The organism is Massilia rubra, from assembly GCF_011682065.1.
Lineage (GTDB): Bacteria > Pseudomonadota > Gammaproteobacteria > Burkholderiales > Burkholderiaceae_D > Telluria_A > Telluria_A rubra.
Genome location: NZ_VUYU01000039.1, coordinates 13,040 through 32,920, shown reverse-complemented (window position 1 = coordinate 32,920; position 19,881 = coordinate 13,040). Strand labels below are relative to the sequence as shown.

General features: G+C 62.3%; 15 protein-coding genes and 3 tRNA genes. All 18 read left to right on the top strand.

Annotated features, from left to right (window positions below):
- The first annotated feature begins 23 nt into the window (after window positions 1-23).
- The 18 genes from F0185_RS31675 (at window position 24) to pigD (ending at window position 19,832) form a co-directional block, all read left to right on the top strand.
- Window positions 24-284, top strand: a complete 261-nt coding sequence (locus tag F0185_RS31675) for a glutaredoxin family protein (protein WP_166895713.1) — start codon at window positions 24-26, stop codon at window positions 282-284.
- Window positions 285-542: 258 nt separating this feature from the next.
- Entirely contained in the window at window positions 543-2,336 is a 1,794-nt protein-coding gene (lepA, locus tag F0185_RS31670) for a translation elongation factor 4 (RefSeq protein WP_166895712.1), read from the top strand.
- On the top strand, window positions 2,333-3,247 hold the full coding sequence (gene lepB / locus F0185_RS31665; protein WP_167232306.1) for a signal peptidase I: 915 nt from the start codon (window positions 2,333-2,335) through the stop codon (window positions 3,245-3,247). Before lepA ends, lepB begins: the two co-directional genes overlap by 4 nt.
- 18 nt (window positions 3,248-3,265) lie before the next feature.
- Window positions 3,266-3,673, top strand: a complete 408-nt coding sequence (locus F0185_RS31660) for a DUF4845 domain-containing protein (RefSeq protein WP_167232304.1) — start codon at window positions 3,266-3,268, stop codon at window positions 3,671-3,673.
- A gap of 26 nt (window positions 3,674-3,699) precedes the next feature.
- A complete protein-coding gene (rnc, locus tag F0185_RS31655) occupies window positions 3,700-4,536 on the top strand; it encodes a ribonuclease III (protein ID WP_229477290.1) in 837 nt (278 codons plus the stop codon).
- Window positions 4,533-5,435, top strand: a complete 903-nt coding sequence (era, locus tag F0185_RS31650; RefSeq protein WP_166895706.1) for a GTPase Era — start codon at window positions 4,533-4,535, stop codon at window positions 5,433-5,435. The genes rnc and era overlap by 4 nt, the downstream gene beginning before the upstream one ends.
- A gap of 18 nt (window positions 5,436-5,453) precedes the next feature.
- Window positions 5,454-6,269 (top strand): DNA repair protein RecO, encoded by an 816-nt coding sequence (recO, locus tag F0185_RS31645; RefSeq protein WP_167232302.1) that lies wholly within the window; start codon window positions 5,454-5,456, stop codon window positions 6,267-6,269.
- Window positions 6,270-6,308: 39 nt separating this feature from the next.
- Window positions 6,309-7,064, top strand: a complete 756-nt coding sequence (gene pdxJ / locus F0185_RS31640) for a pyridoxine 5'-phosphate synthase (protein WP_167232300.1) — start codon at window positions 6,309-6,311, stop codon at window positions 7,062-7,064.
- 14 nt (window positions 7,065-7,078) lie between these two features.
- Window positions 7,079-7,471, top strand: a complete 393-nt coding sequence (gene acpS, locus F0185_RS31635; protein ID WP_166895699.1) for a holo-ACP synthase — start codon at window positions 7,079-7,081, stop codon at window positions 7,469-7,471.
- Between the two features lie 26 nt (window positions 7,472-7,497).
- Window positions 7,498-9,384 carry an excinuclease ABC subunit UvrC gene (gene uvrC / locus F0185_RS31630; protein ID WP_187362705.1) on the top strand — a complete coding sequence of 629 codons (1,887 nt, stop codon included), beginning with the start codon at window positions 7,498-7,500 and terminating at the stop codon, window positions 9,382-9,384.
- 122 nt (window positions 9,385-9,506) lie between these two features.
- Window positions 9,507-10,091: a CDP-diacylglycerol--glycerol-3-phosphate 3-phosphatidyltransferase gene (pgsA, locus tag F0185_RS31625; protein WP_167232298.1), complete on the top strand. Its 585-nt coding sequence runs from the start codon at window positions 9,507-9,509 to the stop codon at window positions 10,089-10,091.
- A gap of 92 nt (window positions 10,092-10,183) precedes the next feature.
- Window positions 10,184-10,259 (top strand) — tRNA-Gly (locus F0185_RS31620).
- A 76-nt stretch (window positions 10,260-10,335) separates the two neighbouring features.
- Window positions 10,336-10,411: transfer RNA gene (locus F0185_RS31615), tRNA-Gly, on the top strand.
- Between the two features lie 66 nt (window positions 10,412-10,477).
- Window positions 10,478-10,551 (top strand) — tRNA-Cys (locus F0185_RS31610).
- 179 nt (window positions 10,552-10,730) lie between these two features.
- Window positions 10,731-11,162, top strand: a complete 432-nt coding sequence (locus F0185_RS31605; RefSeq protein WP_167232266.1) for a hypothetical protein — start codon at window positions 10,731-10,733, stop codon at window positions 11,160-11,162.
- Between the two features lie 523 nt (window positions 11,163-11,685).
- Complete coding sequence (gene pigA / locus F0185_RS31600; RefSeq protein ID WP_167232296.1) at window positions 11,686-12,834, top strand: prodigiosin MBC biosynthesis dehydrogenase PigA; 1,149 nt, start codon at window positions 11,686-11,688, stop codon at window positions 12,832-12,834.
- A gap of 127 nt (window positions 12,835-12,961) precedes the next feature.
- Window positions 12,962-17,338 (top strand): prodigiosin ligase PigC, encoded by a 4,377-nt coding sequence (gene pigC, locus F0185_RS34330; protein WP_187362704.1) that lies wholly within the window; start codon window positions 12,962-12,964, stop codon window positions 17,336-17,338.
- Between the two features lie 52 nt (window positions 17,339-17,390).
- Window positions 17,391-19,832 carry a prodigiosin MAP biosynthesis protein PigD gene (gene pigD / locus F0185_RS31585; protein WP_167232294.1) on the top strand — a complete coding sequence of 814 codons (2,442 nt, stop codon included), beginning with the start codon at window positions 17,391-17,393 and terminating at the stop codon, window positions 19,830-19,832.
- Window positions 19,833-19,881 lie beyond the last annotated feature (49 nt).

Genomic DNA, 19,881 nt, shown 5'->3' with positions numbered 1-19,881 from the left:
CTTTTTTCTTTCGTCCCCGTCCCATGATCCCATTTACCCTGTATTCCCGTGGTTACTGCCACCTGTGCGACGACCTGCTGGCCGCCCTCGAGGCACTGCAAACCGACACCGTCCGCTTCGCCGTGGAGGTGATCGATGTCGATGCCGACCCGGCCCTGGTGGCGCGTTTCGACGAGCTGGTGCCGGTGCTGTTCGGCGACCCGGCCCAACCCGAGCTGTGCCACTACTTCCTCGACGCGGCGGCGGTGCGCGGCTACCTGGCCACGTTCGATGTATTGATTTAACAATGTTTACGCGGAATTCGGCATTAAGCCGGCTTTCTACCCTGAAATCCGGTAAAATGCGGGGGTCGGAAATAGCTTCTGTCCTGAGCTTGACAGCTTCTCTTGCTTGATAAGGCGCTCGCCTGGGGATTGCCATGGCCCCCACGGAGCGCTTTTTTCGTCTGGGGCGGCGTCGCCCCGATACGGCAAGCCGGCACTGCAAAGAGCGCGCGACCACCCCGAATGTCGTCCTTCCCTACTTGGTTTTGAATTGCATTAATGAACAACATACGTAACTTTTCCATCATCGCCCACATCGATCACGGCAAATCGACCCTGGCCGACCGTATCATCCAGATCTGCGGCGGCCTGTCCGACCGCGACATGGAAGCCCAGGTGCTCGATTCGATGGACCTGGAGCGCGAGCGCGGCATCACCATCAAGGCCCAGACCGCCGCCCTGCATTACAAGGCGCGCGACGGCCAGGTGTACAACCTGAACCTGATCGACACCCCCGGCCACGTCGACTTCAGCTATGAAGTGTCGCGCTCGCTGTCGGCCTGCGAAGGCGCGCTGCTGGTGGTCGACGCTTCCCAGGGCGTGGAAGCGCAGACCGTGGCCAACTGCTACACGGCGCTCGACCTGGGCGTCGAAGTGGTGCCTGTCCTGAACAAGATCGACTTGCCGCACGCCGATCCGGCCAATGCGATCGCCGAGATCGAAGACGTGATCGGGATCGATGCGACCGACGCCGTCAAGTGCTCGGCCAAGAGCGGCTTGGGCGTGGAAGACGTGCTCGAGTCCTTGATCGCGCGCGTGCCGCCGCCCAAAGGCGATCCGGACGCGCCGCTGCAGGCGCTGATCGTCGATTCGTGGTTCGATAACTATGTCGGCGTGGTGATGCTGGTGCGCGTGATCAACGGCACCCTGAAACCGAAAGAAAAAATCCTCCTGATGGCGTCCGAATCGGTGCAGCTGGTCGAGAGCGTGGGCGTGTTCAGCCCGAAATCGCAATCGCTGCCGCAGATTTCGGCCGGCCAGGTCGGTTTTGTGATCGCCGGCATCAAGGAGCTCAAGGCCGCCAAAGTGGGCGACACCGTCACCCACGCCGCCAGGCCGGCCGCGGCGCCGCTGCCAGGCTTCAAGGAGGTCCAGCCACAGGTGTTCGCCGGCCTGTTCCCGGTCGAAGCGAACCAGTACGACGCGCTGCGCGACTCGCTCGAAAAGCTCAAGCTGAACGACGCGGCCTTGATGTACGAGCCGGAAGTGTCGCAGGCGCTGGGCTTCGGCTTCCGCTGCGGCTTCCTCGGCCTGTTGCACATGGAAATCGTGCAGGAACGCCTGGAACGCGAATTCGACATGGACCTGATCACCACGGCGCCGACCGTGGTGTACGAAGTGATCATGCGCGACGGGTCCCTGATCCGGGTCGACAATCCTTCCAAGATGCCGGACCCGTCCAAGATCGAGGAAGTGCGCGAGCCGATCGTCACGGTCAATCTGTACATGCCGCAGGAATACGTCGGCTCGGTCATCACCCTGTGCATCGGCAAGCGCGGCGTGCAGATGGACATGAGTTACCACGGCCGCCAGGTCAAGCTGATCTACGAAATGCCGATGGCCGAGATCGTTCTCGACTTCTTCGATCGCCTGAAATCGACCTCGCGCGGCTATGCCTCGATGGATTACGAGTTCAAGGAATACCGGGCCGCCGACGTGGTCAAGGTCGACATGCTGATCAACAGCGAAAAAGTCGACGCGCTGGCGATCATCGTGCACCGCGCCAACAGCCAGTTCCGTGGCCGCCAGGTGGCCGCCAAGATGCGCGAGCTGATTCCGCGCCAGATGTTCGACGTGGCCATCCAGGCCGCCATCGGCGCCAACGTCATTTCGCGCGAGAACGTCAAAGCCTTGCGCAAGAACGTGCTGGCCAAGTGCTATGGCGGCGACATCAGCCGTAAGAAGAAATTGCTCGAGAAACAAAAAGCCGGTAAAAAGCGCATGAAACAGGTTGGCTCGGTGGAAATTCCACAAGAAGCCTTCCTGGCAATTTTACAAGTGGACGATAAATGAACCTGCAGTTTATCTTAGGGAACTTTGCGCTGATCCTGTTCGTGGCGATGGTGCTCACGGGCATTATCTGGTGCCTGGATGTGTTTTACTTTGCGCGTCAGCGGCGCGCCGCGGCCGATGCGGCCGTGGCCGCCTTCGACGCGCGCAATGCCAAGCTGACCGCCGAAGGCATCAAGGTCGACAACACCAGCCGCGACGCGATCGCTGCGGCGATCCTGCGCCAGCCGACCTGGATCGAGTATTCGGGCAGCTTTTTCCCGGTGATCGCGCTGGTGTTCATCTTGCGTTCCTTCCTGTACGAACCGTTCAAGATTCCGTCGGGCTCGATGGTGCCGACCCTGATGATCGGCGACCTGATCCTGGTGAACAAGTTCACCTACGGCATCCGCTTGCCGGTGCTGAACCAGAAGGTCATCGACGTCAACGACCCGCAACGCGGCGATGTGATGGTGTTCAAATACCCGGAAGACATGACGCAAGACTACATCAAGCGGGTGGTGGGCGTGCCGGGTGATAAAATCACCTATGCCAACAAGCGCCTCTCGGTCAACGGCAAGGAGCTCGCGTACGCGCCGCTGGACGACTACCTCGACGATGAAAAGCTCGTGTACCATAAGCAATTCACCGAAAACCTGTCGGAGCCGCCGCACCGTATCCTCAACGAGCCGGGCAAGTTGACGTATAACCCGGAGCAGGTAAAGAACTTTCCGCAACACGAAGCCTGTACTTACAGTGCCGAGCAATTTACTTGTGTCGTACCTGCGGGCAATTACTTTATGATGGGTGATAATCGCGACAACAGCGCCGACAGCCGCTACTGGGGATTCGTCCCGAACAAGAATATCGTCGGCAAGGCGTTTTTTGTCTGGATGAATTTCAGTAGCCTCAAACGCATCGGCAGCATTCACTAACATCACCGGGAATTGACTATGTACGGACCGAAACCGGCCAATCTGGCACAACAGCAAGGCATCTCCCTGGTCGGGCTGATCTTTGTGCTCGGCATCATTACCTTCATTGCCATGTTTGCCATGAAAGTCTTTCCGACTTTCCTGGAATACCGCTCGGTCAAGGCCGGCGTTCTTTCGGCCAAGCGTGCCGATGGCACGGTGCGTGAAATCCAGATCGCTTTCGACAAGCACGCCGATATCAACAGCATCAACTCGATCAAGGGTAACGAATTGATCATCACCAAGGATACCGGCGAGACCCAGGTCGCGTTTGCCTACACCGCGCGCATCCCGCTGATCACCAATGTCACCCTGATGATCGATTATTCCGGCACCACCGATCCAAGCGGCAAGATCCCTGAAAAACCAGCTGAACCCGTCCGTTAAGGCAGTCCAACCAAGAAGTCCGACACATGAATCTTCAGTTATTGCAAACGCGCTTAGGGTATACGTTCCAGGATGCTGGCCTGTTGCAGCAAGCCTTGACGCACCGCAGCCACAGCAGTTTGCATAACGAGCGCCTCGAGTTTTTGGGCGATTCGATCCTGAACTGCGTGGTGGCCTCGGTCCTGTACGAGCGCTTTGCCGCCATCGACGAGGGCGACCTGTCGCGCCTGCGCGCCAACCTGGTCAAACAGCAGTCGCTCTACGAAATCGCCCAGAAACTGGAACTGTCGCAGTTCCTGCGCCTGGGCGAGGGCGAACTCAAGTCGGGGGGCTTTCGCCGTCCCTCGATCCTGGCCGATACGCTCGAAGCGCTGCTGGGCGCGATTTTCCTCGACGCCGGTTTCAACGCCGCGCGCGACGTGATCCGCGCCTTTTATATCCCCATTCTCGACTCGGTCGACCCGCGCACCCTGGGCAAGGATGCCAAGACGCTCTTGCAGGAATTCCTGCAAAGCAAAAAAATCTCTTTGCCGACTTACAATGTCGTGGCCACGCATGGCGCCGCGCACAGCCAGGAATTCGAAATCGAATGCCTGGTGCCCAAGCTCGGCATCCAGGTCTACGGCCGTGGCGGCAGCCGCCGCGCCGGCGAACAGGCCGCCGCCAAGCTCGCGCTCGAGGTGGCCGAGCAAGCCCTGCTGAAGACGCCAGCGGCCGGCCGCAAGGCCAAGCCGCGCGCGGCCCAGCTCAAACTGGCCGGCATCGCCACCATCCAGAGCGATGGCGACCACGACGACGACGGCGCCTTGCCGGTCGACGCCAAAACCCCTAAACACCCGCATCCGGAAACGAAATCAGCATGAACGCCACAACCACCCCAGAAAACTTCCGTTGTGGCTATATCGCCATCGTCGGCCGCCCCAACGTGGGCAAATCGACCCTGATGAACGTGCTGATCGGCGCCAAAGTCTCGATCACCTCGCGCAAGGCCCAGACCACGCGCCACCGCATCACCGGCATCCAGACCGTGGACGACGCCCAGTTCATTTACGTCGATACGCCGGGCTTCCAGACGCGCCACGCGAATGCGCTCAACAAGACGCTCAACAAGACGGTCACCAACACCCTCATTTCGGCCGACGTGATCCTGTACCTGATCGAAGCGGGCACCTTCGGCCCGGCCGACCAGCAAGTGATCGACCTGTTGCCGACCGACGTGCCGTGCATCCTGGTGATCAACAAGTCGGACCGGGTCAAGGACAAGGCGGCGCTGATGCCGTTTGCCCAGCAGATCGCGGCCAAGCATGACTTCGCGGCCATCGTGCCGGTATCGGCCAAGCTCAAGTTCCAGCTCGACGGCCTGCAAAACGAAATCAAGCGCCTCCTGCCCGAGAACGCGCCGGTGTTCGGCCCGGACGACATTACCGACCGCAGCGAAAAATTCCTCGCTTCCGAAATCGTGCGCGAAAAACTGTTTCGCCTGGTGGGCGACGAGCTGCCGTACACCAGCACCGTCCTGATCGAAAAATTCGAACAGGAAGGCGACCTGCGGCGTGTGTTCGCCGCCATCCTGGTCGAGCGCGACACCCACAAGTCCATGGTCATCGGCAACAAGGGCGCGCGCCTGAAGGAAGTATCGACCCAGTCGCGGCTGGACATGGAAAAGCTGTTCGGCGGCCCGGTGTACCTGGAAATCTGGGTCAAGGTCAAGTCCGGCTGGGCCGACAATGAAGCCGGCCTGCGCGCCTACGGCTACGAGTAAGGCGTCCCCGCCCGCCGCATGCCCACCAACGACGCCGACCTGACCGTCGCCGTAGCGGCCAGCGCGGCGCCGGCCGCGCAGACACCCGCGGCGCCGCCCGCGCGGCGGCGCGCGCCCCAGCGCGTGGAGAAGGTGAACGGCCAGCCAGCCTTCGTGCTGCACAGTTATCCCTACAAAGAAACCAGCCTGATCGTCGACATGTTCACGCGCGACTTCGGCCGCGTGGGCCTGGTCGCCAAGGGCGCCAAGCGGCCGCTGTCGAAACTGCGCGGCGTGCTGCAAACCTTCCAGCCGCTGCAGGCCGCCTGGAGCGGCAAGTCCGAACTGCGCACCCTGATCGACGCCGAGTGGGTGGGCGGCATGCTCCCGCTCGAAAAGACGGCGCTGCTGTGCGGCTTCTACCTCAACGAACTGCTGGTCAAGCTGATCGCGCGCGACGACCCGCACCCGGCCTTGTTCGACCACTACGTCTCGACCCTGAACCAGCTGGCGCATAACGAACCGGCGCCGGTGGTCTTGCGAAAATTCGAACGGGCCTTACTTAAAGAGACAGGCGTGGCCGCCGACCTGACCCGCTGCACCAGCACGCGCGCGGCGGTCGAACCCGATGGCGACTACGTGGTCGACCCCGAGCGCGGCGCGCGCCCGGCGCGCGGTAGCGACAGCTGGCCCGTGGTGAGCGGCAAGACCCTGCTCGACATGGAACGCGAAGACTACGGCGACCCGCTCACGCAGGCGCAGAGCAAACTCCTGCTGCGCTTTCTGCTGGCGCACCAGCTCGGCGGCGCCACCCTGAACACGCGCCAGATCCTGATCGACCTGATGCAGTTATAGATTAACCACGCAACCTCAGCAAGCGAGCAACCAACCAAGATGAGCTTCCTCCAACCGAATGGCCCGGTCATCGACCTGGGCGTGAACATCGACCACGTGGCGACCTTGCGCAATGCGCGCGGCACCGTCTATCCCGACCCGCTGCGCGCGGCCATGTTGGCCGAGCAGGCCGGCGCCGACGTGATCACCCTGCACCTGCGCGAAGACCGGCGCCACATCAAGGACGCCGACGTGATTGCCCTGCGCCCGCAACTGATGACCCGCATGAACCTGGAAGCGGCCGTCACGCGCGAGATGATCGACTTTGCCTGCTCGGTGCGCCCGCAGGATGTGTGCCTGGTGCCGGAGCGGCGCGAGGAAGTGACCACCGAAGGCGGCCTCGATGTGATCCGCTACCAGAAAGAAGTCGAAGCGGCCGTCAGGCAGCTGCAAGGGGAGGGCATTCGCGTCAGTCTCTTCATCGACGCCGACGAAGCGCAGATCGGCGCGGCCGCCGACATCGGCGTGCCGGTGATCGAACTGCATACGGGGCGCTACGCCGAAGCGGGCCCGGACGAGCTGGCGCATGAACTCGAGCGCATCCGCCTTGGCGCGCGCTATGGCGTCGCGCGCGGGCTGAAGGTCAACGCCGGCCACGGCCTGCACTACCAGAACGTACAGGCGATCGCCGCCATCGCCGATATCGGCGAACTCAATATCGGCCACGCGATCGTCGCGCACGCGCTGTTCGCCGGCTTCGAGAACGCGGTGCGCGAGATGAAGGCGATCATGGTCGCGGCGCGCCTGGCTGCGTGAACCGCGGCGCGCTGGTGATCTACGGGATCGGCACCGACATCGTGCAGGTCGCGCGCATCGACGCGGCGCTGGCGCGCAGCGAGCGCTTTGCCGGCAAAATTCTGGGCGACGACGAACTGGCGGTGTTCCGCCAGCGCCGCGCGCAGAACCCGGTGCGCGGCCTGCGCTACCTGGCCACGCGCTTCGCGGCCAAGGAAGCGTTCTCGAAAGCGCTCGGCCTGGGCCTGCGCCTGCCGATGGCCTGGCGCAGCGCCCAGATGCTCAATACGCCAGGCGGGCAGCCCGTCATGGTCTGCAGTGGCGCGCTGGCCGACTTTATGCGGCAAAATGGGCTTTGCGCCCAGGTGACGGTGAGCGATGAAGCCGAATACGGCGTCGCTTTCGTGATCGTCACCCGGCAAGCCTGATTGAATTGACCCGGATTGATTGTGTTATGACCGATGTGACTCCCGAACTTCCCGGCGCCGCCGACCCCGGCGCGGCGGCCGCGCGCGAACAGGTGCTGACCACGGTGGCGAAGCTGCCCAACCTGCCGGGCGTGTATCGCTATTTCGACGCGCTTGACGCGGTCCTGTACGTGGGCAAGGCGCGCGACCTCAAGAAGCGTGTGTCGAGCTACTTCCAGAAGAATTTGTCCAGCCCGCGCATCGCCATGATGGTCGAGCGCATCGCGCGCCTCGAGACCACGGTGACGCACAGCGAAGCCGAGGCGCTGATCCTCGAAAACAACCTGATCAAGACGCTCAAGCCGCGTTTTAACATCCTGTTCCGCGACGATAAATCGTATCCCTACCTGAAGATCAGCGGGCAGGACGTGCCGCGCATGGCCTACTACCGCGGCGCGGTCGACAAGAAGAACCAGTATTTCGGGCCGTTTCCGAGCGCCTGGGCGGTCAAGGAATCGATGCAGATCTTGCAGAAGGTGTTCATGCTGCGCACCTGCGAGGACAGCGTGTTTTCGAACCGCACGCGCCCCTGCCTGCTGCACCAGATCGGGCGTTGCAGCGCGCCCTGCGTGGACCTGATCACGCGCGACGAATACAAGCTCGATGTCGACAACGCCGCCAGATTCCTGCGCGGACGCCAGAGCGAAGTGATGGCCGACCTGGAAACGAAGATGCACGCCTTCGCGGGCGAACTCAAATTCGAGCAGGCCGCCGCGGTGCGCAACCAGATCCAGTCGCTGGCGCGCGTGCTGCACCAGCAAAGCATGGAGACCGGCGGCGACGCCGATGTCGACATCATCGCCGTGGTGGTGCAGGGCGGGCGTGCCTGCGTCAACCTGGCCATGGTGCGCGGCGGGCGCCACCTGGGCGACCGCGCCTATTTTCCGACCCAGGTCAGCGACGCCGCCGCGATTGCGGAAGGGGCGATCGAAGTCGAGGTGCTGGCCGCGTTCCTGGCGCAGCACTACAGCGAAAAATTCATCCCCGGGGTGCTGATCCTGAATATCGAATTCGACCAGCCGGCCCTGATGGTGGCGCTCACCGAGCAGTGCGGGCACCGCATCAACCTGATTTTCCAGCCGCAGGGGCAGCGCCGCCAGTGGCTCGAGATGGCGCAGAAGGGCGCCGACATTTCGCTGGCGCGCCTGTTGTCGGAACAGGGCTCGCAGCAATCGCGCACGCGCGCGCTGGCCGAAGCGCTGGCGCTCGACGCGAGCGACCTCGATGCGCTGCGCATCGAGTGCTTCGACATCAGCCACACGCAAGGCGAGGCCACGCAGGCCTCGTGCGTGGTGTTCCATCACCACGCCATGCAGAATGGCGAATACCGGCGCTACAACATCAACGGCATCACGCCGGGCGACGATTACGCGGCCATGCGCCAGGTACTGATGCGGCGCTACGAAAAAGTCGCCAACGGCGACGGCGTCATGCCCGATGTGGTGCTGATCGACGGCGGCAAGGGCCAGATCGAAATGGCGCGCCAGGTATTCGCCGAACTGGGCCTGGACATCTCGCTGATCGTCGGCGTGGCCAAAGGGGAGGGGCGCCGGGTCGGCCTCGAGACCTTGATGTTTGTCGACGGGCGCGCGTCGCAGGAGCTGGGCAAGGAATCGGCGGCGCTGATGCTGGTCGCCCTGATCCGCGACGAGGCGCACCGCTTCGCCATCACCGGCATGCGCGCCAAGCGCGCCAAGACGCGCCAGACCTCGCGCCTGGAAGAGATCGAGGGTATCGGCGCCAAGCGCCGCCAGAAGCTGCTGGCGCGCTTCGGCGGGCTGCGCGGCGTGGTCGACGCCAGCGTCGAAGACCTGATGTCGGTCGAAGGCATCTCGACCCAGCTGGCCGAAGAGATTTACAAGCAGCTGCACTGACGATGTTGACGCAGGGCCGTGCGCGCCGACCGCGCGCACGGTCCAAACTGGTTAAAACACCGTGGGCAAGGTAGACTAGCGGCGCAAGCATCTATCAACGCTTAACCAGTGCGCCCGCCTCTATGCCCTTTAATATCCCGATTCTCCTGACCTGGTTACGTGTAGCCCTGATTCCGCTCGTCGTCGGCGTGTACTACCTGCCGGTCCACTGGCTGCCGCGCTCCGACCAGGACATGGCGGCCACCCTGGTATTCATCATCGCCGCCGTCACCGACTGGTTCGACGGCTTCCTGGCGCGCCGCTGGAACCAGACCTCGGCCTTCGGCGCCTTCCTCGATCCGGTGGCCGACAAATTGATGGTCTCCGGCGCGCTGCTGGTGCTGGTGCACCTGGACCGGGTCGACCACTTCCTCGCCTTCATCATCATCGGCCGCGAAATCGCCATCTCGGCGCTGCGCGAATGGATGGCGCAGATCGGCGCGTCGCGCTCGGTCGCGGTCAGCTCGATCGGCAAGATCAAGACCGCCGCGCAGATGACCGCCATCCCGCTGCTGCTGTGGCACGACATGCTGTTTCGCTTCATCGACACCCAGCTGTTGGGCGAATACCTGATGGTGCTGGCCGCCGTATTGACCGTCTGGTCGATGTTTTACTACATGCGCCTGGCCTGGCCGCTGATCAAGGAAAAAGGCGGCATGATGGATTGATCGCAGTAATTGGCTGTCGATCCTTGACAGGGCGTTCAGATCATCTATAATGCCGGCCTGTTGTGACGAAGTTGTAACGATGTGGTGGCAGCGCGGGAGTAGCTCAGTTGGTAGAGCGCAACCTTGCCAAGGTTGAGGTCGAGAGTTCGAGACTCTTCTCCCGCTCCAGTCAGTCGGAAAAAACGTCGTAAGGTTATCCTTGAAATGTTGCTCAGTTTCTGCGATAATCATGGTCTTGAAAAATGCGGGAGTAGCTCAGTTGGTAGAGCGCAACCTTGCCAAGGTTGAGGTCGAGAGTTCGAGACTCTTCTCCCGCTCCAGAATTCGAAAGGGAAGCATCGCTTCCTTTTTTTGTCACCCCACCGAGGGTGGCGCAGCAAGTCTCTGGCGAGGTAGCAAAGAGGTTATGCAGCGGCCTGCAAAGCCGTTTAGACGGGTTCGATTCCCGTCCTCGCCTCCAGAAAATCAAGGACTTAGCTCACTCTGAGCCTGTTCGAACAGGGTTCGCACCTCCCGGTACGGGAGGTGCGCCTCCCTCACAACGGCCTGCTGGCCGTTTGACTTTTGAGCGTTTGAATCCTATCTTGGATTCATGGCCTTGACAAAAAAACCACTCCCTCAAGTACCTATCAGCTCAGTGTGAAGAGCAAGCTGTTGCCCAAAACATTCTGGGCCACGTTTGACACTGTCGACGAAGCACAGCGCTATGGGCAGCAGGTGGCCGGTCCCAACCTGGAGCTGCGGCAAGGATGGAACCGGCTGCGCGCCAGGATGGGCGCACAATTTCATGCCGTCGTCGACGCTGTGGCGCAGGCCATGGCCCAGACACCGCGCTCGAGCGCGCTTGTCGAGCATCTGAACTCAAAGTTGCGAACCTACTTCACGCTGCGTCGCCAGTTCGGCGGCGCGTACCTGGATCTCCTGCTGTTCTTCCTGAACCATCGCTGCTTTCTGCGCAGCAGGGTTCCGCAGCGAGTCGGTAAAAGTCCGGCCCAGCTGATGACCGGCCAAGACCATCCCCACTGGCTCACGCTCCTCGGCCTGGGCCCGCTTCAGCTGCAGCTAGCCTGATCAACCGGAGGCATCTCGCCTCCTGGACCCACTTCCGGAGTGCTGAAATTCCATTGCTTAAGTGAAAGGAGTTTGATAATTATCAAACATGGTGCTGCGCAATGTTGCTATTCTGGTATTTGCAGCGCCAAAGTGCTTGGGAGATGGTCGGAATTAACTTCCCGATGTTGACGCACCTGATGGGCGCGCTACGGCCTTGCGCCTCGTTTGTGTGGCCCGTTCTGCTACGACGAACAACGCAGCCAGGGAGTCGAAAAAGTGTGCAATCGACCCTGTAGCGCTCTCACCGAACTGGTGAACGGTATCGAAGCAGCGAAAGTGAATGCTCATGCGGATCTTCAGATGGAAGCGCTTCGAAATTGAGCGGTTCCAGGTGGAAAGATCTCGAACAGGCTGTTAGGCAGTAGCACAGTGCAATTGTAGCGGTACGGATCGTGCAGGCGTGATGATGCATTGCCAAGGGAGCTTCCAGTAAAAACATGTGCAGCCGCTATTGCCGCTGCACCAAATATAGGGCAGGTGCATGGATTTTCGTCTCAGCAGCGAGCAGCAAGAAACTGTTTCACACATCCATCGTTTTGCCCGCGACGTGTTGTCCGCCTCGGCCAGCGAACGCATCGCGTCTTCCCATTTCGACCGCAACAAGTGGACGCAGGCGTCAGAGATCGGCCTGGCCGGTTTGCCGTTGCCTGAAGAGTGGGGCGGTTCCGGCTTTGGTGCGCTCGATACCATGCTCGCGGTGGAGGCGCTCGGCCAGGGTTGCGTCGACATGGGGCTGGTGTTCTCCTTGTGTGCACACATGTTCGCTTGCGCTGTGCCGCTGTGGCGCCATGGTTCGCGCGAGCTGCACGAGCGCTACCTGTCTGGCATGGCGAAAGGCAGCCTGATTGCCGCCAATGCGATCACCGAGCCCGGCTCCGGTTCCGACGCATTCGCCATGCGCAGCAGCGCGCGGCGCGACGGCGAGCACTACATCCTCAACGGCGAAAAATGTTTCGTCACCAATGCGCCGGTGGCCGATGTCTTCCTGCTGTATGCGAAGACCGATGCGCACCAATCCTATTTCGGCATCAGCGCCTTTTTGATCCCGCGCGCAACGCCTGGCCTCACAGTCACTACCGGTGAGCGCAAGTCGGGCCTGTGCACCTCGCCCTGGGGCAGCGTCCATTTGGACGACTGCAGAGTACCCGCATGGGCGCGCGTGGGCGACGAAGGCGCGGGCGCGACCATCTTCCAGGACTCCATGATCTGGGAGCGCGGCTGCCTGTTTGCCGCCTATGTCGGCGCGATGGAGCGCGTGCTTGCGCAATGCGTTACGCAGGCGCGCGAACGTCAGCAGTTCGGCCGTCCGATAGGACACAACCAGGCGGTGTCGGACCGGCTGGTCGACTTCAAGCTGCGCCTGGAAACATCGCGCCTGCTGCTGTACCGCGCCGGCTGGCTCTATGACCAGGACCTGCCGCATGAAGAGGCGATCGCACAAAGCAAGCTGTGGGTGTCCGAGTGCGCGGTGCAATGTGGGCTGGACGCGATACAGATCTTTGGTGGCGCCGGTGTCTGCAGCGAGACCGGCATCGATCGCTTGCTGCTCGATGCACTGCCGGCGCGCATCTTCTCCGGCACCAATGAAATACAGCGCGAGTTCATCGCACGGCACATGGGGCTGCGTTAGCCCGAATCATTCGGTTTCGCATACGCGCCGGACACATGGCTTGTCCGTGGCTAGTTGCAATCCAACGTTCTGCAAAGCTGGCTTTTTGAAGGCAGCTGTTCAACCCAGGAAAAGGTAGAGACAGAAAATGACAACGCAGAAAAAGTTTCCCAGCAAGGATTATGAAGAAGGCGCAGCGGCCATTCCCGTTGCCGACGATCGCGGTGTACGGGAAGGCGAAGCGCTCGGCGCTTACGACGTGGTGGTGGTCGGCGGCGGGCTGTCCGGCCTCGTGGCAGCCTGGAAGCTTGCTGGCCATAGCGTGCTGGTGCTGGAGCGGGAGACCACGGTGGGCGGCGCGGCGCGCAGCGGGCAGCGCGGTGAACTACGCTTCGCCACAGCAGGCAGCTGCTTCCAGGAGCCGGTGCCCGGTTCGGACACGGCGCAATTGCTGAGCGGGCTCGGCTTGTCCAATGCATGGCGCTCCACCGGCGACAGTCAATTCGTGCTGTTCAACACACGCCATCTGCTGCGCGGTCTGGGGGAGGTCACGCTGGGGCTGCTGAAGCAGCCGAAGGAGTTGCTGAACCCGGCGATGTATGGACTGACATGCAACTTGCTCGGCGCCGCATTGCGTGGCAAGAAATTCATCGCGGCGCCGAAGAAGCTGGGCGATCCGGTGTTTGCGGAACTATATGCCTACCTGCAGCGCTTCCGCAAGGATGGCGGCAAGTATCCGGCGGTACCGTGGCAAGCCGGATGCGGCTGGACGCGCGAGGAGATGGAACAGTTCGACTCGATGTCGCTGGCCGAACTATTGTTCGATGAGAAAGCGCGTGCGCGGCTGCCAACGGCGCTGGTGCCGGATGCGAAGTTCGGCCCGCTGGTGCGCGATGCGGTCGAGACGACCCTGAAAGTGGAATGTCTGTCGGCGGCGGATGTGTCCGCCTATGTCGGGCTGCACTTCCTGGTCGGCTACTTGTATGGCACCTTGGTGACCTTCCCCGGCGGGAACGGTTATCTCAGCGAACGTCTGCAGGCGGCGTTGCGCGAGCGTGGCAACTGCCGTATTGAAATCGGTGCGCGCGTGCAGACGGTTGCGCGTGATGGCGAACGTTACCGCATCACCTTCGAACGTGGCGGCGTGCAGCGCGAGGTCAGCGCCGGCGCGGTGGTGTGGGCCGCGCCCAAGCATGCAGCACTCGATGCGGTCTCCGGTTTGCCGGCGCAGCAGCAGCATGCGATACGTCAGATCCAGCACCGCGACTACTGCATCGCGAACGTCTACCTGCGCAACGCTGCCTGGACTGAATACTTCGGCGGCTATGTGATCGAAGGAAATACCGCCGCCGCTGCGCCGCTGGCCTGGTGCCGCAGCCGCGTGTGCGTGGTCGCCAACTGGCTGGACCGCGACGACGGTAAGAAAGCCGGTGTGCTGACCTTGCTGAAGCCGGTGGCGGAACTGCTCGACCAGGGCAAACTCGGCAAGACAGATTTTGCGCAGCTGCAGCAGGCGACCTTGCAAGAAGTGTCGGAAATGCTGCAGGCGAAGGGACTATCCACTGACGAGGTGGAAGATATCCGGATCTGGCGCTGGTCGCGTGCCTTGGTGGTCGCTACGCTCGGGCAAATGAAAGCCGACTTGTTTGTACGGGCGTCGCAGCCGGTGGGTGGGGTTTCCTTTGCGAACCAGGACAGCGTCGGCATCGGCAACCTGGAGAGCGCAGTGAGCGCGGGGTGCGATGCGGCGCAACAGGCGCAGGCATACCTGCAGCGCACGGCGGCCGCTACGACGGTGGTGCAAGCACTGGGCTCCGGCCTGCATGTGATGGAAATTGCCGGCAACCCTGCGAGCGGCGTGCAGCGTTTCGGCGGCAAGGCTAACTCGCTCAATACATTGATCGGCGCCGGCTTCCCGGTGCCACGCGCCTATTGCGTGACGGTCGATGCCTGTCATGCTTTTTTGCAGGCATCCGGATTGGCGGCCTGGATCGACGGCATGGACAAGGTCGACCGCGACACCTGCGCCGACATCCGCGCACGCATTGCGCATGCGCCGTTGCCGCCCGCGCTGCAGGATGCGATCGTCGCCGCCTATCGCGAACTCGGTAGCGGCCCGGTCGCGGTGCGATCCTCCGCCGTCAATGAAGACGGCGATGCACAATCATTCGCAGGCCAGTACGACACCTTCCTGCACGTGGAGGGCGAGAGCGCGCTGCTCGATTGCGTCAAGCGTTGCTGGGCGTCGTTGTGGAACGAACGCGCGCATGCCTACCAGGGGCGCAACCGCGCCGACGGCGGCATCGCGGTGGTGATCCAGCAGATGATCGTTGCCGATGCTGCCGGCGTGTTGTTCACCGCCGACCCGATCAGCGGCGATGCCGGACGCACGGTGATCGAATCTTGCTGGGGATTGGGCGAGGGCGTGGTGTCGGGCCAGGCGAGCACCGATACCTATGTGGTGGACAGCGACAGTCATGCGCTGATGGAACGGTTTGTCCGGGCCAAGCCGGTGATGTGCGCGCGCACTGCGGATGGCGTCGCGATGCAGGAGGTACCGCCGCAATTCGTCGATCAGCCGAGCCTGAGCGATATGCAGGCATCCGAACTGGCGGCCTGTGCCGCACGCATTCGCCGCCATTACGGCTGCGAACTCGATATCGAATGGGCACTGAAGGATGACAGTATCTGGATACTGCAGGCGCGGCCGATCACAGTGACGGCTTCCATCGCCGCCAAGCTGTACGGCGACGAGCAGGAAACCAATCAGCAGGTGCGCGAGAACACGATGTTTTCGCGCATGGACACCGGCGAAATCCTGACCGGGCTGATGACGCCGCTCGGACTGTCCTTCACCCGCTTCTACCAGCACCACGTGCACGGCCCGGCAGTCAAGACCATGGGCTTGCTCGACATCGGCAGTTCGCAGTATTACGTCGGCTACCTGCAGGGTCATGTGTACCTGAACATCTCCGCATCGGCGCGGCTGCTGACGCAATGCCCTCCCACGCACGAGCAGATGAAGTTCACGCGGCGCTACGCGACCCCCGACGTCGACTTCACCCACTACAAAAACCCCTACGGCGAACCGGTGTCCGGGTTCCAGTTCTTCAAGAGCAGCCTCTACTGGCTGGTATGCCAGGTGCAGAATCTGGCCACTGCTGGCGGCACGGTGAACAAGATGATCGCCTTGCGCCAGCGCGAAACCGAGCGCTTTGGCAAGCTGGAGCTCGAGAAGATGAGCCTGCCGCAGCTCGATGCCGAACTGCAGCGCATCGACCGCTACTTCCTCGAATCCTGTGCCGCCTACATGCCGTTCTTCCTGCAATCGTTCGCGCTGTACGATGCGCTGGCGGAGCTGTGCGAGAAGTGGCTGGGGAACGAAGGAAAAGGGCTGCAGAACCGCATCAAGGCATCGATGAACAACCTGCGTACCATCGAGGTGACGCGTGGCGTGTGCGAGCTGGCAGCGCGCGTCGACCGCTTGCCGGTGCTGCGCGCACTGTTCCTGGAGACGCCGCTGGCGCAGTTGGCCGATACCTTGCAGCAGCATGCGGAGGGTCGCCGTTTCTGGAACGAGGATTTTGGCGCCTTCCTCACGGACTTCGGTTCGCGTGGTCGCCAGGAATTCGAACTGAGCATTCCGCGCTGGAACGACGATCCGACCTATCTGCTGCAAATCATCCGTCTGTACCTGACCAGCGATGTGCAGCTTGAAGCGCGTCTGGCGACGATCGGCAAGGCGCGCGAAGAAGACACGCGGCAGTTACTGGACAAACTGCCGCTCAAGGCAAGGATGACATTCCGCTTCGTGATCGCCGCCTACGCGAAGATGGCGGAACGGCGCGAAGCGACGCGTCCGACCTTCATCGCCGAGACCTGGTTCTACCGCAAAATCATCGTCGAGGTGCTGCGCCGCGTCGAGGCGGAGGGTGTGTCTGGCATACAGGACCTGCCGTACATCGATTTCAACGAATTGCGCGATTACGTGGCCGGGCGCAAAACGGCGCAGCAGGCATTTTCTCCGCAACTGATTGCGCGCAACCGTCAGCAGCATCTGCTCAACGAGCGCCTGAAGGAACCGCCAATGGCGCTGATCGGCGGCCATGTGCCGCAGCGCGACGATCAGGTGTTGCTGGACGCGGCGCAGGGCGACTTGCTGCATGGCCTGGGCGCGAGCCCCGGCGTGGCGGTGGGGCGCGCCCGCGTGATCACCGACCTGAACCGCCAGGCGGGCGAATTCCGCCAGGGCGAAATTCTGGTGGCACGCTTTACCGATGCATCGTGGACGCCGCTGTTCGTGCTGGCGGCCGGGGTGGTCGCAGACATCGGCTCGGCCTTGTCGCACAGCTCCATCGTGTCGCGCGAGTTCGGTATTCCGGCGGTCGTCAATGCGAAGCAGGCGACGCAGACCATACGCACCGGCGACCTGATCTACCTCGACGGTGACGGCGGCGTGGTGCGCATCGAGGAACGCGTTGCCGATACCGACGAATCGCTGGTCGAGCAGAGAGCAATCGCATAAACATTCGGTAGTGATCTCCGCAGATTTCAATTTTCCACTAAAGGACAGAAATATGGATATGACGGCTATAGGCGTGGTTGTTGTCACGCGCCGCCGCGAGTTCTTTGAAACCGGTTTTAGTGTGTTGAACGATGTGCGCGGCGAGGTATTCCAGCACGTGGAAATTGATGCCGACATCGACTATGCACCAGCGCAGTCGGTGTCGCACCCGGTATATCGCGAGGCGTGCGACAAGGCGGTGCGCTTCCTCGCCGCGCGCCGGGAACGCCTGGCGATCAAGGTAATCCAGGCCGACAGTCTGGAGGCGGCGTTCGACAAGATTACCGCCGCGCCCACGCAGGGCGGCTTCCAGATTGGCATGCTGTTCATCGATTACGCCGATCCGCTGTACGATGGCATCAGCCCGCAAGAAATCGACGAGCAGCTTGTCAGCTTCCACGCGCGCCTGCAGGAGGCGGCGGTGCCGGCATTCTGCTCGTCGTTTTCGACGGCGGTATTCACCTCGCCGCACGAGAACCGCATCCGCTACCAGCCGATGGAATACATCGAATGCATCCTGCCGTCCGACAGGGCGGTGCTGCAGACGGAGTTGCTCTGCCTGTGGATGGATTTCCTCGAACTCAGTTATGTCAATCGCCGCGCCAAGACCGACACACGCGGCCTGCGCAGGAATACGCTGGCCGGCTTCCTGACCGGCTTCCTGTCCGGGCGCGCCGGCAGTGACTGGCTCGGTTTTTACTTCACCGGTTCGCTGGTGTCGAATCTGATCAGTTATTTTGAAGTGGAAGCGAACCGGCTTGGCGCGCTGGTGCTACGTGGACCGAGCGAACACAGCCTGGCTTGCGGCGCGATGGCCAACTGGCAGCTCTACAAGAAGCCGTTCGCAGTGATCGTTACCAGCGGCATGATCGACGAATTCCGGGGTACGCTCGCCAACCTGCGCGAGGCGCGCGCCAAGGGCTTCATCGTCTGCGCGGAAAACCGTGCCAGCCAGTGGTTTGCGTTCCAGGGCACGATTTCCCGCGACGAGGATACGCGTGCGGTGCTGCAGGCGCGCGGCATTCCTTATGTGTACATGGAAGACGCCGAGAATATCGCTCAAGACCTTCGACGCGCGGTGGCGCTGTACGACGCAGGGCAGGGGCCGGTGGTGCTGTTGGCGACGCAGGCAGTGCTCGACGCCGGCGACGAACTCGATCCGGCCCTGTTTGCACCCGCGCTCGACGCGTGCGCGGCAGCGCCCGACGAGGCGATGCAGGATGTGTTGCAGGACGTGATGCAGATCATCAACCAAGGGCCGGAACGGCTGCTGTGGCAATGCGGGCCGATGGATGAGGAAGAACTGGCGTTGACCTTGTCGATCGCGGAGCGTGCCGGCATCGCGCTGACCGACTCCCTCACCCATCCCGGTTCGGTGCCGAAGTACCGCGACGGCAAGCGCATTCCAAATTACCTCGGCACGCTGGCAGTGTATGGCTACAGCCCGCGCGTGTACAACTACTTGCATACCAGGGACAAGCTCAATCCGCAGTCGCAGCAATGCCTGTTCTTCATGAAAAGCAAGCTTGGGCAGGTCAGTACGCCGTTTTCGGAAGGCCGGCTGGCGCGCAAGCTGAGCATCGTGCAACTGACCCGCAACGCCGCCCACATGTCGCCCTTTACCGACCATGGGCTGGTGATGGACTACCGTAGCTTCCTGCGCCATGTGGAGCGCCACCTCGACGTGTCGCCGGCCTTGCGCGAACGCCGCTGCCGACTGATGGCGTCGGTGCCGGACACGCCGTCGGATGTGGCAAGCAAACTGCCGGCGACACCGATGAGTCCGAACTATTTTTTCGCGCGCCTCAATCACCTGGTGGAAAAGCTGATCGTCGAGCGCGCTTACGACTACACCGGCCTGTACGACGTCGGCCGCTGCGGCATCTCGGCGATCCGCAATGTCGCGCGCACCCGGCGCGGCTTTTCCGGTTGGTACGGACGGGCGCTGATGGGTGATGCGCTGCAGGCCACGCTGAGCGTCGCGTACACCAGCGGCACCAACGTTGTCGCCTTCATCGGCGACGGCGCCAAGGGCCTCGTGCCCGACATCCTGCCGAGCTTTATCGAGAACGCGCTCAATTATCCGGACCGCATGCGGAAGAACTTCACCGTCTTCTACTTTATGAACGGCGGCCACTCGGTGATCAGCACCTACCAGGAGCGCATCCTGTTCAACCGCACCTCGCGCCAGATGCGTCTGGTGAACCTGATGTCCGCGGACTGGGAAGAAGACATCTGCGGTCTGGAGGTCTGCGCGCGCACGCTCGACAGCTTCGACGCCGACATGCTGGCCGAGGCGCTGCAAAAGCCCGGGCGCATCAATCTGTTCTCGGTGGTGGTTGGGCATAACAACGAAGGCGACGGGATCAGCCTGGCGACGGCGACGGGATGGCAGCGCGATGAGATGCAGGTTGAGCCGGCTGCCGTGGCGGACGATGCGCCGTTGGTTGTGTGACGCTAGACAACCCGTGCGCGGGCGGGCTCCTTTCCCCTGCCAGGAGGAG

What these genes read in the sequence shown, in the direction of transcription:
- F0185_RS31675 (WP_166895713.1), top strand. Translation starts at nt 24, where the DNA reads ATGATCCCATTTACCCTGTATTCCCGTGGTTACTGCCACCTGTGCGAC.
- lepA (WP_166895712.1), top strand. Translation starts at nt 543, where the DNA reads ATGAACAACATACGTAACTTTTCCATCATCGCCCACATCGATCACGGC.
- lepB (WP_167232306.1), top strand. Translation starts at nt 2,333, where the DNA reads ATGAACCTGCAGTTTATCTTAGGGAACTTTGCGCTGATCCTGTTCGTG.
- F0185_RS31660 (WP_167232304.1), top strand. Translation starts at nt 3,266, where the DNA reads ATGTACGGACCGAAACCGGCCAATCTGGCACAACAGCAAGGCATCTCC.
- rnc (WP_229477290.1), top strand. Translation starts at nt 3,700, where the DNA reads ATGAATCTTCAGTTATTGCAAACGCGCTTAGGGTATACGTTCCAGGAT.
- era (WP_166895706.1), top strand. Translation starts at nt 4,533, where the DNA reads ATGAACGCCACAACCACCCCAGAAAACTTCCGTTGTGGCTATATCGCC.
- recO (WP_167232302.1), top strand. Translation starts at nt 5,454, where the DNA reads ATGCCCACCAACGACGCCGACCTGACCGTCGCCGTAGCGGCCAGCGCG.
- pdxJ (WP_167232300.1), top strand. Translation starts at nt 6,309, where the DNA reads ATGAGCTTCCTCCAACCGAATGGCCCGGTCATCGACCTGGGCGTGAAC.
- uvrC (WP_187362705.1), top strand. Translation starts at nt 7,498, where the DNA reads ATGACCGATGTGACTCCCGAACTTCCCGGCGCCGCCGACCCCGGCGCG.
- pgsA (WP_167232298.1), top strand. Translation starts at nt 9,507, where the DNA reads ATGCCCTTTAATATCCCGATTCTCCTGACCTGGTTACGTGTAGCCCTG.
- pigA (WP_167232296.1), top strand. Translation starts at nt 11,686, where the DNA reads ATGGATTTTCGTCTCAGCAGCGAGCAGCAAGAAACTGTTTCACACATC.
- pigC (WP_187362704.1), top strand. Translation starts at nt 12,962, where the DNA reads ATGACAACGCAGAAAAAGTTTCCCAGCAAGGATTATGAAGAAGGCGCA.
- pigD (WP_167232294.1), top strand. Translation starts at nt 17,391, where the DNA reads ATGGATATGACGGCTATAGGCGTGGTTGTTGTCACGCGCCGCCGCGAG.